The sequence below is a fragment of the Sporolactobacillus shoreae genome (assembly GCF_004684935.1).
GTDB classification, from domain to species: Bacteria; Bacillota; Bacilli; order Bacillales; family Sporolactobacillaceae; genus Sporolactobacillus; species Sporolactobacillus shoreae.
In genome coordinates this window covers 159,916-176,524 of sequence record NZ_SRJD01000003.1, presented here as the reverse complement: position 1 = coordinate 176,524, position 16,609 = coordinate 159,916, and the positions used below count along the sequence as shown (strand labels likewise).

The 16,609-nt window shown below is 46.9% G+C and carries 17 protein-coding genes; all 17 read right to left on the bottom strand.

Annotation, left to right across the window (positions count from 1 at the left end; all coding sequences use genetic code 11):
* Nucleotides 1-7: 7 nt before the first annotated feature.
* Nucleotides 8-652 carry a class I SAM-dependent DNA methyltransferase gene (locus E4665_RS04255; RefSeq protein WP_135347567.1) on the bottom strand — a complete coding sequence of 215 codons (645 nt, stop codon included), beginning with the start codon at nt 650-652 and terminating at the stop codon, nt 8-10.
* A 175-nt stretch (nt 653-827) separates the two neighbouring features.
* A complete protein-coding gene (locus tag E4665_RS04250; protein WP_135347566.1) occupies nt 828-1,391 on the bottom strand; it encodes a DUF1510 family protein in 564 nt (187 codons plus the stop codon).
* Between the two features lie 322 nt (nt 1,392-1,713).
* Nucleotides 1,714-2,184, bottom strand: a complete 471-nt coding sequence (gene greA, locus E4665_RS04245; protein WP_135347565.1) for a transcription elongation factor GreA — start codon at nt 2,182-2,184, stop codon at nt 1,714-1,716.
* Nucleotides 2,185-2,264: 80 nt separating this feature from the next.
* Nucleotides 2,265-2,900 (bottom strand): uridine kinase, encoded by a 636-nt coding sequence (gene udk, locus E4665_RS04240; protein WP_135347564.1) that lies wholly within the window; start codon nt 2,898-2,900, stop codon nt 2,265-2,267.
* Complete coding sequence (locus E4665_RS04235; RefSeq protein WP_241654661.1) at nt 2,897-3,577, bottom strand: O-methyltransferase; 681 nt, start codon at nt 3,575-3,577, stop codon at nt 2,897-2,899. Before E4665_RS04235 ends, udk begins: the two co-directional genes overlap by 4 nt.
* 35 nt (nt 3,578-3,612) lie before the next feature.
* Nucleotides 3,613-4,704, bottom strand: a complete 1,092-nt coding sequence (gene mltG / locus E4665_RS04230; RefSeq protein WP_167815108.1) for an endolytic transglycosylase MltG — start codon at nt 4,702-4,704, stop codon at nt 3,613-3,615.
* A 164-nt stretch (nt 4,705-4,868) separates the two neighbouring features.
* Nucleotides 4,869-5,186, bottom strand: a complete 318-nt coding sequence (locus tag E4665_RS04225; protein WP_135347562.1) for a DUF1292 domain-containing protein — start codon at nt 5,184-5,186, stop codon at nt 4,869-4,871.
* Nucleotides 5,173-5,616 (bottom strand): Holliday junction resolvase RuvX, encoded by a 444-nt coding sequence (gene ruvX, locus E4665_RS04220; RefSeq protein ID WP_135347561.1) that lies wholly within the window; start codon nt 5,614-5,616, stop codon nt 5,173-5,175. Before ruvX ends, E4665_RS04225 begins: the two co-directional genes overlap by 14 nt.
* Complete coding sequence (locus E4665_RS04215; RefSeq protein WP_135347560.1) at nt 5,613-5,870, bottom strand: IreB family regulatory phosphoprotein; 258 nt, start codon at nt 5,868-5,870, stop codon at nt 5,613-5,615. Before E4665_RS04215 ends, ruvX begins: the two co-directional genes overlap by 4 nt.
* 88 nt (nt 5,871-5,958) lie before the next feature.
* Entirely contained in the window at nt 5,959-8,601 is a 2,643-nt protein-coding gene (gene alaS, locus E4665_RS04210; RefSeq protein WP_135347559.1) for an alanine--tRNA ligase, read from the bottom strand.
* 302 nt (nt 8,602-8,903) lie between these two features.
* Entirely contained in the window at nt 8,904-9,965 is a 1,062-nt protein-coding gene (locus E4665_RS04205) for an AI-2E family transporter (RefSeq protein ID WP_135347558.1), read from the bottom strand.
* Between the two features lie 75 nt (nt 9,966-10,040).
* Complete coding sequence (locus E4665_RS04200; protein ID WP_135347557.1) at nt 10,041-10,238, bottom strand: hypothetical protein; 198 nt, start codon at nt 10,236-10,238, stop codon at nt 10,041-10,043.
* A gap of 361 nt (nt 10,239-10,599) precedes the next feature.
* Nucleotides 10,600-12,918 carry an SF1B family DNA helicase RecD2 gene (recD2, locus tag E4665_RS04195; protein WP_135347556.1) on the bottom strand — a complete coding sequence of 773 codons (2,319 nt, stop codon included), beginning with the start codon at nt 12,916-12,918 and terminating at the stop codon, nt 10,600-10,602.
* Nucleotides 12,919-12,967: 49 nt separating this feature from the next.
* Nucleotides 12,968-13,642, bottom strand: a complete 675-nt coding sequence (locus E4665_RS04190) for a tetratricopeptide repeat protein (RefSeq protein ID WP_241654660.1) — start codon at nt 13,640-13,642, stop codon at nt 12,968-12,970.
* A 46-nt stretch (nt 13,643-13,688) separates the two neighbouring features.
* On the bottom strand, nt 13,689-14,822 hold the full coding sequence (mnmA, locus tag E4665_RS04185; protein ID WP_135347554.1) for a tRNA 2-thiouridine(34) synthase MnmA: 1,134 nt from the start codon (nt 14,820-14,822) through the stop codon (nt 13,689-13,691).
* Nucleotides 14,819-15,985, bottom strand: coding sequence for a cysteine desulfurase family protein (locus E4665_RS04180; protein WP_135347553.1), 1,167 nt, complete (start codon nt 15,983-15,985; stop codon nt 14,819-14,821). The genes mnmA and E4665_RS04180 overlap by 4 nt, the downstream gene beginning before the upstream one ends.
* Before the next feature lie 150 nt (nt 15,986-16,135).
* Nucleotides 16,136-16,558: a cysteine metabolism transcriptional regulator CymR gene (cymR, locus tag E4665_RS04175; RefSeq protein WP_135347552.1), complete on the bottom strand. Its 423-nt coding sequence runs from the start codon at nt 16,556-16,558 to the stop codon at nt 16,136-16,138.
* Nucleotides 16,559-16,609 lie beyond the last annotated feature (51 nt).

Genomic DNA, 16,609 nt, shown 5'->3' with positions numbered 1-16,609 from the left:
CCTTCCGTCACTCGTTCTCTTTTTCAGCAATAATCAGCCAGACAAACATATTCATTTGTTTAAATTTAGGCACAAAATGATTTTTACGAAACATCCTGTCTAAATCCTTCCGAAGCGGATAGTATTCTGTCTGTAAGTCTTTTAACAAGTTAAAATAACCCTTGTCCTTTGCCCAATGCTGTATCCTTAATTTGTCAACTTCACTGTTATATAGCGTATCCGCAAAAACAATTCTACCACGTTCGGAAAGAAAAGCGTTATAACGGCTGAGCGCTTTGTCCTTTTCGTCCGAGGTAAGATGATGAAAGGCATACGAACTCGTGATTGTATCAACCGGTTCGCCCGGATCCGGAAAATCAAGAAAGTCTCCGTCACAAATTTTCAGAGTCGGTATTTTTTCAAGTGCGATGAGGCGCATATTGTGAGAGGGTTCAACACCAATAACATTGAGGCCCCTATCGACAAGTTTACGGGTGAGATTACCGGTTCCGGTACCGAATTCCAGCACTGTCCCGCAAGCTGCATTCGCTGTCTCTTCAAGAATTTGATCGTACGAACTGAAAACGACACGATATTCAGGATCTTCACCGGCAACCGACTGATCATAGTGATCCGCCCATTTTTCAAATGCATCGATAAATTCCCGTCCCATGATCTATGATCACTCCATTAGTTGTTATACTGAGTTTATTCTTATAATAATAGTATGATTAATAGGATTAATGGTTTCAAGTTATCACACTTTCACAGGATTTTCAATCCGAAGGCCCTATAAAATAAGCTGCCATTCCTCCGAATGACAGCCGGGTTAAGACTCTATATACTTATTATTGACCGGGTTTTGTGACGTTGTCAGCTTGCCATTTTCCACCCTGATAAATTAAATGAACCACGTAAATTGAAGTCTGGGCACTCTTTGGTGAAACCCGGGCAAGCGAACTGTTTGGTGAGCCGCCGTTTCCAAGCCAGTGAATGGTCATATCGCTCACACTGATACCGGTCGCACCAGAAATCGCCTGGACCTGAGCATTCCAGTCGGCGGTTCCAATATCGTAAGACGCTTGATGGTTTTCATCAGATACCGTTGAGGAACTGGCGCTTCCCGAGGAACCTTCATTGGAAACCTGGCTCGACCCGGACTGGCTGCTATCGCCAGAAGAACTGTTGTCCGGACCCTTTGCTTGCGACGACGAAGCGCTTGTCTGGGCAAGCGAGCTTGCCGGCTGGGCAGCAGGCCGCGGATTTGATGTGTTGAATACCGCAATGAGAATGATACACCCCACCGCCAAAATCAACAGTGAAACAATGCCAATTGTCCAGTTAAGGAACCGGTCTGTTTTATTTTTTCGCTGTTCTGCGCGGGATGAGGCGCCGCTTCTCTGGTTTCTCATTCAAACATCCTCCCTTCCCGCAAAGACATTGAATCCGTCTCGCAGGAATCATTTGAATCATATAAATTTCAATTGATCTGAATTAATGTCATTCAGATCATCGACTTGACCTATTATTATATTTTTCGGATGAATCCCTTTGTCCTGTCTGTCCATTCATAATTAGCCCCTGCAAACCCTTTTTTTCTAAATTATGCCAGGCTCTAATAACTATTCGGGAACCGGTGAAATATTTCCTCCATTAAAGAGAGCGCAAGCTGTCCGGCATAAAAGCGGAGGGTTTGCGCTCATTTTATGAATCCCGGCTGATGTCTGCCTGGTATTATTCAACCTTCAGAATCTTGACCCGGATATCTCCGCCTGGTGTACTGACACTGACTTCTTCTCCAACCGATAATCCGATCAGACCTTTGGCCATAGGAGAATCGTTTGAAATTTTTCCTGCGAAAGGATCCGATTCAGCGCTGCCGACGATCTGATACGTTTCTTCTTCACCATCCGGGAGCTCTTTGAAGGTCACAGACTTGCCGATTTTAACAACATCAGTCGTCTCATCGTCTTCGATAATTACTGAGTTTCGGATCATCAATTCAAGTTGCTGTATCCGTGCTTCAACAAAAGCCTGCTCATCTTTCGCAGCATCATACTCGGAGTTTTCGGACAAGTCACCGAACCCACGGGCAATTTTAATTCTTTCTACAACTTCCTTGCGCTTCTCGGTCTTGAGATAACTCAGTTCCTGTTCAAGTTTCGCCTTGCCTTCAGCTGTCATGTAATGAAGCTTTTCTGCCATATAAATTCACGCTCCCAACTAAAATGATCGATAAATCATATTACCGGCAATTATTCCGGAAAATTTCCCTTAGTTCAGTTCTAAGCATCCTTACTGTTCAGGACCGCTCGAATTTTTGTTGCCATCAAATCAATGGCCACTGTATTTTTTCCGCCTTCCGGAATGATGAGATCCGCATAACGTTTTGTCGGTTCAACGAATTGGAGATGCATCGGACGAACTGCCGTTAAATATTGATTGATGACAGACTCAACGCTTCTTCCACGTTCCTGGGTGTCTCTCAGGAGGCGCCTGATGATCCGCAGATCTGAATCCGTATCGACAAACACTTTAATATCCATCAGGTCCCGGAGACGCTCATCTTCAAGGATCAGTATTCCCTCAAGGATAATTACGTCTTTTGGCTCGACGGGTACAATTTTATCAGATCTTGTATGTACTGTATAGTCATACACCGGTTTTTTTATCGAGTGAAACTGCAGCAGTTCATTAATCTGCGAAATCAGCAGATCGGTGTCAAAGGCGAGCGGATGATCATAATTAGTCAGCAGCCTTTCTTCGAAGGGCTTGTCGTCCTGCGCTTTATAATAGGCATCCTGCTGGATCACCGCAATGGATTTGTCGGGGAAACTCCTGTAGATCTCCCTGGTAACCGTTGTTTTACCCGATCCTGATCCGCCGGCGACGCCGATCACAATAGGCTTTTTTTGTTTCATTGAGCGCTCCCCTCCATCGATTCGGAATCTCTTTTTTTGGTGCTGATTGCGAGGCCATCCCCAACTGTCAGAAAGACCGTTTCAAAATCAGTCCTCTTTGAAAGGAAACGATTGAAATCATCCACCTTTTCGACCAACCTGCGCAGTTGTTTCTTTTTTACACCTTCAATATCACAGACAAGTCCGTGAAAAAAAACATTGTCAGTAACCATTATTCCCCCAGTTTTCAGATAACAAGAGTATTCAAGAAACAAATGCTCATACTGGGCCTTAGCCGCGTCCACGAGAATCAGATCAAATGGCGCGGCCTCTCTCACATCCTGAAGATCTTCTGTTGCGTCTCCTTCAATAATCTGAATGGACGGATCAAAACCCATCTTGCAGATGTTTTTTCTCGCTTCAGAGATCATTTCAGGATCCCGTTCTACTGAAAATATTTTTGCCCCAGCACCTGCCGCGAGACGCATCCTGATGGCGGAATAGCCGATGGCCGTTCCAAGCTCCAGAATCCGCCGAGCCTTTGTCCACTGGATCAGTTGCTGAAGTAAAGCGATAGCGGGCGGGTGCATAATCGGAATGTAAATCTCGTGGGCTTTCGCTTCCATTTCACGTAGAAGGTCATTTTCAGGGGTGGTAAATGCTGCCGCATACCCTGATAATTTTTCAAAATCTGTCAATCACTTTCTCTTCCTTTCACCCTGTCCGTCCCTACTCAGTTCTTATTCGCCCATTCATGGCTATATTTTGCGATAATCGCCTGATGCTCCGCATAAGTCTGTGAATAATATATTTTTCCGTTCGGCCGAGCATAGAAGAATAGATTTTTCGAACGAACGGGATTCAGTACCGCCTCTATGGCATCCGGTGCGGGGCTTCCGATCGGGCCGACAGTCAACCCTGTCCGTGTATACGTATTGAACGGTGTATCTGTGGTAAGATCCTTCTGCGTGTAGTCCCTGATTCTGCGCTGCAGCCCATAGGCAACAGATGGATCTGTCTGCAGCTTCATATTCAGATTCAGGCGATTAAAAAAGACGCCCGCTATTTTTTCACGGTCCGCGGCATCCGGTGCCTCCTGTTCGATCAGTGAGGCTAGGGTCAGTACCTTGTGAACCGAGCCCAGCTGGTTTTGCTTTATTTCAGAAGAGTAATGTTCAAGCGTCTGCCCGGTTTTCGTAAGCATCGGGTCAACCATCTGATCCAGTGTCAGCGGCTTTTTGCCCTTTATAAATCGATAAACTCCAGGCGCGAGGTATCCTTCCAGCGGATAATCAATGCCCTTAGCAAGAATTACATTCGTAAGGAAAGGGTAGCGATTCATATAATGAGTCCTGACGTATTCCCTGTCGCTTAACTTGCTCAGGATTTCTTTCTTATCAAGACCTGAAACCTTTGCCATTTCCCCCGCAATCTCACTGACCCACATATCCTGGCGGACATCGACCAGAAGGATGATCTGCTGGCGCTGCCCATTCTTAAGAAGCGCCATCATTTTGTCTACAGACATTTTCCGCGTGAATGAATAGGTACCGGCGCGGTAGTTGTCCAGATGATTCCATTTCGCGTAAAATTCAAATGCCCAAGCCTTACGGATCAGTCCTTTTTTCTCAAGCAGTTGTCCGACATCCTGCAAGGATGATCCGGCAGGAATGGTCACTGTGACTTTCTGGTTATTCTTACTGTCAACAGGAGTCAGCAGTCCTGAATAATAGGTTGAAAAACCCCATGCAGAAACAGCTGATAAAACAATAACGCTGCTTACTATGATGATGACAATCTGCCATCGCAGTTTTGGCAACTTCAAATGAGCCGCTCCCTTCCAAGAGTACCTCACCCATTATACACTACACTTAAAAAAAAGCGCTCAGATTTCGACAAAATTCGGTTTCTTCAAAGGGTCGAAATGGCGTTTCTTCCTTGTCACGGACCAAAGATACGAAAAAGCCCCCTTGCAGCAGGGGCCTTCTCTTATTCTTCTTCGCTGAACGTATTGATCATTTCTTCAACAATATCCCATTCTTCATCGGTTTCAATCGGGAACAACTTAAATGCATCGTCTTCCCCTTCATAACGGAAAGCAAAAACTTCCTGGTCCTCTTCATCTTCCGATTCATCGTGCTGTTCCTCGACCGGTGTTACTACGACGTAGGATTTGTCCGTTTCGGGAACATCAAAGTAAAACAGGACATCAAAAAGGCTTTCATCCCCATTTTCATCAGGGATTACAATCCGATCTTCTTCTTCACCGCTCGGTTGAATCAATGGATAATGATTATGTTCGCTCATCTCTTTTTTTCTCCATTCCTTTTTTATCAAGATAACTCTGCAGAATCAATACCGCAGCTTCCATGTCAATGACCTTTTTACGTTTTTTCCGGCTCAGATCGGCATCAATCAGGATTCGCTCCGCCGCCGCGGTAGTGAGGCGTTCATCCCACATCTCAACAGGCAGATGGAATTTTTTCCGCATACTCTTTGCGAAGCCTCGTGACGCCTCCGCACGTGCGGTTTCCGTGCCGATCAGATCCATTGGAAGTCCGACAACCAGCGACTGTACTTCATAGTGTTCGATTAAAGTCTTCAACCGTTCGAAAAGCAGGTTTTTCTTGTGCTCTGCATAGCGAATGGTTTCGATCCCCTGTGCCGTCAGTTCCAGCGGGTCGCTAACCGCTACACCGACTGTCACCGAGCCGAAGTCCAGACCCATAATTCTCATTCTCTATCCCACTTTTTCTTAAGATAATAAGTGACCAGTTCTTCGATGATCTCATCGCGCTCGATTCTCCGGATCAGTTTTCTCGCATCTTTATGTCTGGGAATATAAGCGGGATCGCCGGAGATCAGATATCCGACGATCTGATTAATCGGGTTATAACCCTTTTCTTCCAGAGCGTCATACACCTGGAACAGAACTTCATGCACATTGTGCCTGTCCTGTTCGCCGAAGTTAAACATCATTGTTTTATCCATATCATCATCCCCTGTAAAGGCTACATTCCCTTAATGACGTCATTCCTTTCAGGTCACGAGAAAAAACGTACTCCGTATCTACACTGTTTCAGCGTACCGCGGTTTTTTCAATCATGTCGGAAACTGCCTTCAGCGCGTCAGCCACTTTTTCCGGCTGACGACCTCCGGCCTGAGCCATATCCGGACGGCCACCACCTCCGCCTCCGCAGATGGCGGCGATTTCTTTGATTATTTTTCCCGCATGATACCCTTTTTCAACGAGATCCTTTGTCACACCGGATACAAGATGAACTTTGCCATCTTCGACAGAGGCAAGAACGACAATAAGTGAATGGAAGTGGTCTTTCAGCCCGTCAGCCATTGTGCGCAGCCGGTTCATGTCCACATTATCCACCTTGGCTGCAACGTATGATACTTCACCTACTTTTTTGACAGCCTGCTCCAGCTCATTCGCTTTCGCATTCCCAAGCTTGGCCATCAAAGCCTCATTTTCCTTTTCAAGGCCGCGTATCTGCTGCAGAAGAACATCAATCCGATCCGGGAGGAGTTCGGGAGCCGCTTTCACTTTACCGGCAATCGTTTTAAGCTCCAGCTTATCCTGATACATCTTTTCGTACGCTTTCTTCCCGGTAAGGGCCTCGATTCGCCGCGTACCCGCACCAATTCCGCTTTCGGAGACGATCGTGAAAAGGCCGATTTCAGCCGTATTCTTCACATGACAGCCACCGCAAAGTTCGAGGCTGTAGTCGCCGGCATTGACGACGCGGACAATTTTTCCATATTTCTCACCGAATAGTGCCACTGCCCCCAATTTTTTTGCGTCGTCGATTGGCATCTCAGTCGTCGTGACCGGCAGTTGTTCCCAGATCTTCTCATTGATAATCTGCTCAATCTGTCGCAGTTCATCATCGGTAACCTGGCCGTAATGAGAAAAGTCAAAACGTAGGCGGTCAGGAGACACATAAGATCCTGCCTGATTGACGTGGCTGCCCAGCGTATCCTTCAGAGCCTGGTCAAGAAGATGCGTGCCGGTATGATTTTTCTCGATGGAAAGGCGGGCCTCCCGATCAATTTCTGCCCTTACCGCGCTTCCGACTGTTACCTGCCCACTCTCAACAACACTGGTGTGCAGATTCTGGCCGTTTGGAGCCTTCTGGACATCGGTAACCAGCAGTTTGACGTTCTCATTCGAAAGTACTCCTTTGTCGGCAATCTGTCCGCCCATCTCCGCATAAAAAGGAGTGCGGTCCAGTATCAGCTGAACCTTGTCGCCTTCTGACGCAGAATCAACTGCTTCATTATCTTTGACAATCGCAATAATGTGGGCATCATCGACAGTAAATCTGCTGTAGCCCACAAATTCGCTCTTTTCCGTAATGTTGCGGAGTGTATCACTCTGAACCTGCATCGATTTCTGATTGCGACGGGCGGATCTTGCACGATTGCGCTGCTGTTCAAGCTCATGCTCAAATCCCTTTTGATCGATCGCCAGCCCTTCCTGCTTCGCATATTCTTCGGTCAGCTCAACAGGAAAGCCAAATGTATCGTACAGTTTGAATACATCGCTGCCGTCTATTTCAGTATTACCCTGTTTTTTCGCATCAGAAATTTTTTCCTTCAGTATGGACATTCCTTCATGGATGGTCTCCTGGAATCGTTCCTCTTCACCGCGGATTATTTTCTGCACAAATGGCGCTTTATCCTGTACTTCTTTGTAATAATCTTTCATGATATCGGCCACAACAGGAACTAGTTCATATAGAAATGGCTTGTTGATCCCTATGTCCATCGCATAGCGTACGGCGCGGCGGATTAATCGGCGAAGCACATAGCCCCGACCTTCATTAGATGGAAGGGCACCGTCAGCAATGGCAAATGAAACAGCTCTGGCGTGGTCAGCGATGACTTTGAACGCTGTGTTTTTCTCACCCTTTTTATAGATTGCTCCGGAAATTGTTTCGATTTTATGAATGATCGGCAAGAAAAGGTCGGTATCGAAGTTGGTTTCTCCGTTCTGAATGACGCTGACCATACGCTCCAGCCCCATGCCGGTATCAATGTTCTTTTTTGGAAGCGGTGTATGCGTCCCATCCGGATTATGATTAAACTGGGAGAAGACAAGATTCCACACTTCCAGATAGCGTTCATTTTCACCACCAGGATAGAGTTCAGGATCACTTGGATCATTGCCGAATGCTTCCCCGCGGTCATAAAAAATTTCGGTATTCGGTCCGCTCGGGCCTTCGCCGATATCCCAGAAATTATGTTCGAGTTTTATGATACGTCCATCCGGAATTCCAATTTTTTCATGCCATAACTTATAAGCTTCTTCATCTTCCGGATAAATCGTTACTGAGAGCTTGTCCGGATCAAAAGCAATCCAGTCCGGGCTCGTCAGAAATTCCCATGCCCAGGCAATGGCTTCTTCTTTGAAATAATCGCCGACCGAAAAATTGCCGAGCATTTCAAAAAATGTATGGTGGCGGGCTGTATACCCGACATTTTCAATATCATTGGTGCGGATCGCCTTTTGCGCATTGCAAATACGCGGATTCCTAGGAACGATCCGTCCGTCGAAATACTTTTTCAGCGTTGCAACACCGCTATTAATCCACAGAAGTGAAGGATCATCAACCGGGATCAGGGAAGCACTCGGCTCAACCGTATGTCCTTTCCCCTTGAAGAAATCCAAAAACATTTGCCTGACCTCAGACGAACTGAGTTGTTTCATCGTTAGAACCCCCACTCAAATTATAAAGAGAAAAATCCAAAGGCGCAGAATGAAAAAAGCTTCCATCCTATCATCATGAGAGGACGAAAGCTTCCCGCTGAACAAAAACTTTCATGCCGCAATGAAAAGAAAGACATCTGAAACCCCGGACAGGAAAGCCCATTCAGCAGGTCAGGAAAGAATATCCCCTTCTATAATGAAAAAGAGCCTTCAATCACTGCATTTATCTGTTCGAACGGTTATGCCGCTATTCTCTTCGTCTCGCTTACGTTAATCTGCCGCTATTATAGATGAAATTTCCCTTATTTGTCAATTCTCCATAACCTCCCCCTGAGATGGCGGAAGGTTGTCCGGATGACAATAAAACAGGGAATAGCGAGCAGCATTCCGACAATACCCGCAAGCTCCCCTCCGATTCCGAGCGAGAGCATGATATAAAGGGGATGGATGTTCACACTTTTTCCGACAACAAACGGTTCAACGACGTTCCCCTCAAGAAACTGGATCAATAGGATCAGCAAAATCACACCAATCACCGAGTACATCGACTGTGTGGCTGCCATCAACACTGCGGGAGCAGCTCCGATCAACGGCCCGAAATAGGGAATAAGGTCGGTGGCCCCAATAAAAATACCGAAAACAATCGGATACGGTACCTTCAGAATCCACAGGCCAAGAGATGCCATCACAGCGAGAATCGCGCAGACAGTCAATTGTCCGCGTATATAATCACCAATCGAGTGATCCATTTCGGAGAGAACCCCAGTCGTTTGGCTGCGCCATCTCCGGGGAATCAAATGCAGCATTCCCTGTTTTATCCTCTCTGCGTCCTTCAGAAAGTAGAAAGCAAGAAAGGGGATAATAAATAATGTGAAGAGCGACTGGATCAGGCCCGAACACCAGTCCATGATTCTGTCACCCATAGTTCCGAATCCTTGCCGAATTCTTGCCAGACCTTTGTTTACCTGATCATGCACGGCCTCAGGGGTTGACCCATATACATGATCCACATTGGATTGATAAATGGCTTCATATTTTGAAAATTCCTGGTTCAGGCCCCGAACCTCATGTATAAACACCGGGCCGCCTTTAAACAGGACTAATCCTGCCACCCCGAAAAAAACGGCGTAGATACCGAGAATAGCAATCGTACGGGGTATGCCCATCCTGCTGATCCGATTCACGAGCGGGTGAAGCAAATAAGCAATAATACCTGCTGCCGCGAATGGGAAAGCGACCCGCAGAATGAACTGAAAGACAGAGCTTAGCATCGGGATTAGTCGATAAAATAAATAACCATTCAGAAAAAGAAGTAAGATAATTGTTAGGACTTTCATCCATTGCAAAGCGGGCCACTTCCGCATGGTCATCCCTCCATGCTTCAGTCTGCCCACTCCGTTGAAAAATCTTCACCAGCTTCCTGAAAAAACTGCTGTTCATTAAAAGCCATTTGCTTTGGCTTGTCGTTCTGATTCACTGAAAAGATCGTCAAGTGTTGTCAGAGTACCATCTTCTTCAACTTGATTAAGCAACAGCCTTCCATTTTCCAGTGTCAGTTCGATAAAACAATTCCAGCAGTAAAATTGATTGGCACTCAGCTTGCCAATATTTGAACTGGAACAATTCGGACATTTCATTTGCTTTCACCTCATAGTCAGAAGAAATCCCTTTCGGTCAAACTTCTGTATTGATTACTCGCATCCATGTCCAAAAAAGAGGTGGAATATACCCTCTTCATTATTTTTTATAAAGGCTTTGTTAAACTTATCTGTTGCCTTTCGCTCCGTACGCTCGCTGATCCTGCAGGAGTCTCGCGCCTTCCGCTCCAAACAGCGGAGGGGCAAAAACAACATTGAATTTAAACAAAGCCTTTATAAAAGAGCAGATATTCGGCAGGCAATGCAGGATGATTAACAGGTGAATGGTATTTTACGTGAAAATCTTTTCCATACAAATAACCCCCGGAAAAGAAACCGAGGGTCTTCTATAAAAACGATTCTATAAGTTTTCTTTTATAGTTTTGTCTTCATCCTTTTCAAGGTTTACATGAAGCCGTTCGCGCAGCTTTTTCGTGAGATTAGAATGGCGAAGATCTACATCATTGCGACTGATCGCCTGATTAAAGGCTTCCACGTCACCGCACATCATCAGGTATTCCTTGCTTCGGGTCACGGCTGTATAAATCAGATTTCGCTTAAGCATCCGATGATAGCCTCTAACAATCGGGAGGATGACAATGGGGAATTCACTGCCCTGCGCTTTATGGATCGAGCAGCAATAGGCCAGGGTCAGCTGATTCAGATCATGTTTCAAATATTTGACTTCAATCCCGTCAAAAGAAACAATGACAGTGTCTTCCTTATCCGTTGTCTCCTTCGCCTTCATGATCGCCACAATCTCTCCGATATCTCCGTTGTAAACCTGGTCGTCCGGATTGTTGACGAGCTGAAGCACCTTGTCGCGTACCCGAAAAATATGGTCGCCAAAGACCAGAGAACGCTTCTGATCCGATCCCGGATTGAACAGTTCCTGCAGCGCTTCATTAATTTTTTCAATACCAGCATTGCCCCGATAAATTGGGGCGAGGACCTGGATATCTTTAGGCTGATACCCCTTCTTTTCCGCACCTGAAGCAATTTGACAGATTGCTTCGACAACCTGACCCTGATTGCAGGGAAAAAAACGGCGGTCATCTCGGGGCAAAGATACATCCTGAACGGAGCCTTCTTTAATCTGATGGGCGAGTTCAATGATGGACGAACCCTTTGCCTGTCGAAAAATATCGGTCAGACGCACAACCGGTACTGCCTGTGACTGAATCAAATCGCTGAGTACCTGGCCCGGACCCACGGATGGAAGCTGATCCTCATCACCGACAATGACAACTTTCATACCCTCCGGGAGCGACTTCAGAAGCTGATTGGCCAGCCAGATATCGACCATTGACATTTCATCGACGACAAGCAGCTGCCCCTCGACGGGGTCATCTTCGTCGTGCGTGTAACCGGCTCCGCCTGTCCAGCCAAGCAAGCGATGAATGGTCACCGCCGGGATGCCTGTCGACTCTTTCATCCGTTTCGCCGCCCGTCCTGTAGGAGCAACGAGCAGTACGGGATAAGGATGTTCGCTGTCATAATCCTTCGGTTCGAGAGACAGGCTATTGAGCTCAGCAAAGACTTCGACGATTCCGCGGATAACCGTCGTTTTCCCTGTCCCCGGCCCCCCTGTAAGAATCATCAGGGGCGACTGAATCGCCTGACGGATGGCTTTCTGCTGGCTTTCCGCGTATTGCATGGATAACTTTTCTTCAACTTTACCCAATGCTTCAAGAAACTCGGTTTCAGAAAATTCGTCTGAAGATTCCGTTTGCTCTGTCAATTTCTGAATGCCCGTCACAATTCCTTTTTCCGCGTAATAAAGCTCTGGGAGATAGACATCCTCGCCTTCCAGGACCAGCTTACCGTCTTCTTCAAGCGCGTCCAGTTCACGGACAATGTCTCCTTCGCTGACTGTTGCTCCGGGTACCGACAAGAGTTTACCGGCGGCCTGAATCGTTTCTTCATAAGGCATAAAAACATGTCCGTCGTTCATCGCACATTCATTAAGCCAGTAAAGAAAAGCAGCCTGAATTCGTGCCGGATTGTTGCCGGTAATGCCTAGTGTTGAAGCAAGTTCATCTGCGCGCTGGAACCCGATCCCTTCAATATCCTCGATTAACTGGTAAGGATTGTCTCTGATTGTCTCGAGTGTTTCGTCACCATACGCCTGATAAATTTTCATCGCCAGCTGAGAGCCGAATCCAAAATCAGACAAACCGATCAGTATTTTTTCAAGGCCCTCATTTTTAAGCAACGTTTCAGCGATAAATGCAGATTTCTCTTTGTCCAATTTCGGGACCGTTTCAAGACATGAAGGATTATTAAGTATCTTAGTAATGGCGTTATCGCCAATTTTTTCAACAATAGCTTCCGCAGTTTTTTTCCCGACTCCGGGAAAAAGATCGCCGGACAAGTACTGGACCATACCCGTTCGCGACTGGGGAAGCAATTTGTGATAACTTTCCGCCTCATATTGCTGGCCATATTTCGGGTGGTTTTTCAGCCTGCCGAAAAACTGATAATTCTCATGAAGATGAACAGCAGGAAAATAACCTACAACTGTGATCTCTTTTCCGTCAACAGGCTCATCCGTTTCAATGATATGAATCATCAGAACGGTATAACCGTTATCACCGTTCTGAAAGACAATCCGCTCCGGTTCGCCCTTTATTGATGGCCGCCCTTCGGAAAAAAGATGCATCGATGCCTGTTCTGTCACTTTCCCCGCCGTCCTTCCCTGTCAAACCGTTTACTGCCCACCCAAAGGATTATTCAGCCTTACCCGAAGATTCTTTTTCTTCAAGTTCTCTGAGTGCGTCCACTGCAAGCGTATGTTTTGGATTCAAAGCAAGTGTTTTTTTAAAATAATCGGCCGACTCTTCAGGTTTGTTAGTTAACGCACAAATCACACCCAAATTATAGTGCGCATCGGCATGATTTGGATCCCTGCGGATGAGCGTGAGAAACTGTTGTTTCGCAGTTCCAAGCTGCCCCGATTTTGCCAGAGCCAGACCATACTGAAATCTGGCTTCGTCATCCGATTTCTTTAGGTCAACAGCCCTCCGAAACGAGGAAATCGCCAGTTCGTTCTGATCAAGATGCAGAGCGGTGCGCCCAATCATGTAACATAAGTCGTTGTCATACATACCCTTTTTTGTTGCCTGCTCAAATCGTGCAAGTGCCTGCTGATAGTCTCCCGTGTCAAACAAAGCATTTCCATATCCGAATAGAGCATCAGCACTCTTAGGCGCAAGTGAGACTGCCTTTTCAAAAAAAGAGAGCGCCTTTTCAGGCTGACCCATTGCCACCAGCAGATTGCCAAAATTTGTGTAGCCTTCCGGATCTTCAGGTTTTTCAGAAATTGCCTGATCCAGTAACTTCGCAACTTCCTCAAACTTTCTTCCTTTTAAGAGTTCATGAATTCTTCCTCTCTTCAATGCCACACAAATCGCCTCCGGAATGTTTAATATGTATGAAAAGGCCCGGTCCTTAGATTGGGGCCGAGTCAACAAAATCAATGGATGCATCCGTCCCCTGATTCAGGACGGTACTGATCGTCCCTCCTCCGAGGCAGGTATCAAAATCATAAAGAACAACTGCCTGGCCGGGTGTAATCGCCCATTCAAGCTCATCAAAAACAATTTCCAGACGATTGCCCGGTAAAATATGGACTGTAACTGGACGGTCCTTCTGGCGATAACGAAATTTTGCCGTACAATGGAAGACTTTTTTCTCAGGCTCCCCGCTGATCCAGTTCACATTCTCTGCTATTAAACCCTGCGAGTACAGAGCTGGATGATCCTTTCCGGGAGCAACGTACAGAATGTTGTGTTGCACGTCTTTACCACAGACAAACCACGGTCCGCCCGGTCCACCGATCCCCAGGCCCTGGCGCTGGCCGTTTGTATAATACATCAGTCCATCATGATAACCCTTCATCTCACCGTCAACTGTCCGGATTTCACCGCGGTTTGCCGGAAGATAGTGGCTGAGGAATTCTTTAAAATTACGTTCGCCAATAAAGCAGATGCCGGTACTGTCTTTTTTATTTGCCGTCGCCAGATGATGGTCTCGGGCAATCTCCCTGACTTCCGGTTTCTCCAAATCACCTAATGGGAACATCACCTTCGATATCTGTTCTTGGGACAGTTGGTTGAGAAAATAGGTTTGATCCTTGTTCTGATCATCTGCCCGGATCATCCACGTTTTCCCGTCCCTCAGCTCTGTGCGCGCATAATGACCGGTCGCCACATAATCCGCGCCCAAGGACATGGCGTGATCCAGAAACGCTTTAAATTTGATTTCTTTATTGCAGACCACGTCCGGATTCGGCGTTCGGCCAGCTCTATATTCTTCAAGAAAATAACTGAAAACGCGGTCCCAGTACTGCTTCTCAAAGTTAACCGCATAGTAGGGGATGCCGATCTGATTGGCCACACGCACAACGTCCTCGAAATCCTCGGTAGCTGTACATACACCGTTCTCATCGGTATCGTCCCAGTTTTTCATAAATATCCCGACTACATCGTAGCCCTTCTGTTTCAGCAAAAGCGCGGCGACTGAAGAATCCACACCGCCTGACATACCAACGACGACCCTCGTATGACTGGGGGATTTCGTCAAAGCGTTTCACCAGCCTTCCCTGATTCAACAAGATCATGAACGCAGCGAGCAATAACTGTTCCCGCCTGAGCCACACGTTCCGGTGTGTTACCACTTCCGAAGCTAATTCTAATAGAGCTCCTCGTTTCCGCAGCGTCCGGGCCAAACATTGCCGTAAGGACGTGGGAAGGCTCGATAGATCCGGCCGTGCATGCCGATCCGCTCGATACGGCTATGCCTTCAAGGTCGAGTCGGGTCAGCAACGTTTCCACATTCGTCCCCGGAAAATATAGATTCAGCACCTGCGGCAGAAAATGCTCTGGATTCCCGTTAATCCGGTAGTTGATTCCCGACGAATCCAGTGCCCCAAGCAAAGACCGGCGCGCAAGCAGGCAATCACTGATCCTTTCGGATAGATGGCCAGCAACCTGTTCAACCGCTTTGCCAAGCCCCGCGATTGCCGGCACATTCTGTGTCCCGGCACGGCGTTTTCTCTCCTGATCGCCGCCATGTGTGAACGACGCCAATGTAACGCCATCCCGGATATAGAGAAATCCAACGCCCTTTGGACCGCCGATTTTATGTCCGGTCATGGACAAGAGATCAATCGGAGTATCTTTTACATCCATATCCACTGTGCCGAACGCCTGAACAGCGTCCGTATGAAACAGCGCCTGATGTTCGGAAAGAAGATGTGCGATCTCCCTGATCGGCTGAATCGTCCCGACTTCATTGTTGCCGTACATAATTGAAACAAGAATCGTATCATCGCGGAGTTTTGACTTTAAGTCGTCAAGCGAAATCCGGCCGGTCCGGTCAACGTCGAGATAATCAACTTCGAATCCCTGCTTTTCAAGATATTCGCATGTTCTGAAAACGCCGTGATGCTCAATTTTCGTTGTGATAATATGCTTTCCCGATTTCCGGTGCGCCATTGCGGCACCGATAATCGCCATATTGTCGCCTTCCGTTCCACCACTTGTAAAGACGATGTCCCGGCTCCTTGCACCGATATATTTTGCGATCTTATGGCGCGCATCATCGATGACTTTGCGCGCCTGCCTGCCGAACGAATGAATGCTCGAAGGATTGCCGATGACTTCCTGGTAAGTCTGAATCATGACTTCCAGGACTTTAGGATCAATCGGCGTTGTCGCAGCATGATCAAGATAAATAGGATCCATGCCAGATCACTCCTTTGCAATGCCTTTCAAAGATTTATCAGATCGCAGCAGAAGGAATAAATACATCCCGGACCTTCAGCACAACCCGTTTTTAAATATAACTGTGTGAATGCTGATGCTTTTCGCTCCTATCAATGGAGCAGCAAAGCCTTAAATGTAAAACATGTCCGGATCCTGGACCTGAGGATCCGAGTCATAATGGATCAGATCATCAAGTGTTGTTCCCTGAAGTACATCCTTGACGGCATCCCTGATTTTTACCCACAGTTCCCTCTTCGCCGGATCATCATCTTCCATAACCTCAACAGGCTGAATCGGACCCTCCAGCACACGAATCACATCGGCCGCCGTAATTTCACTCGGAGTCTTTGAAAGAACATAACCTCCATAAGCACCGCGGATGCTGCTGACCAGTCCCGCGTTTCGGAGCGGCGCAATCAGCTGCTCCAGATAATGTTCAGACAGATTATGTTCATTCGCTATCGCTTTCAGGGACAACGGCCCTCTTCCCTTATTCTTTGCCAGGGCCATCATAATAGTCAGGCCGTAGCGCCCCTTAGTCGAAATTTTCATCGTGAACCTCCTAGTGTGCTGCCAGATGACAGCTGAAGCAGTTATTATATT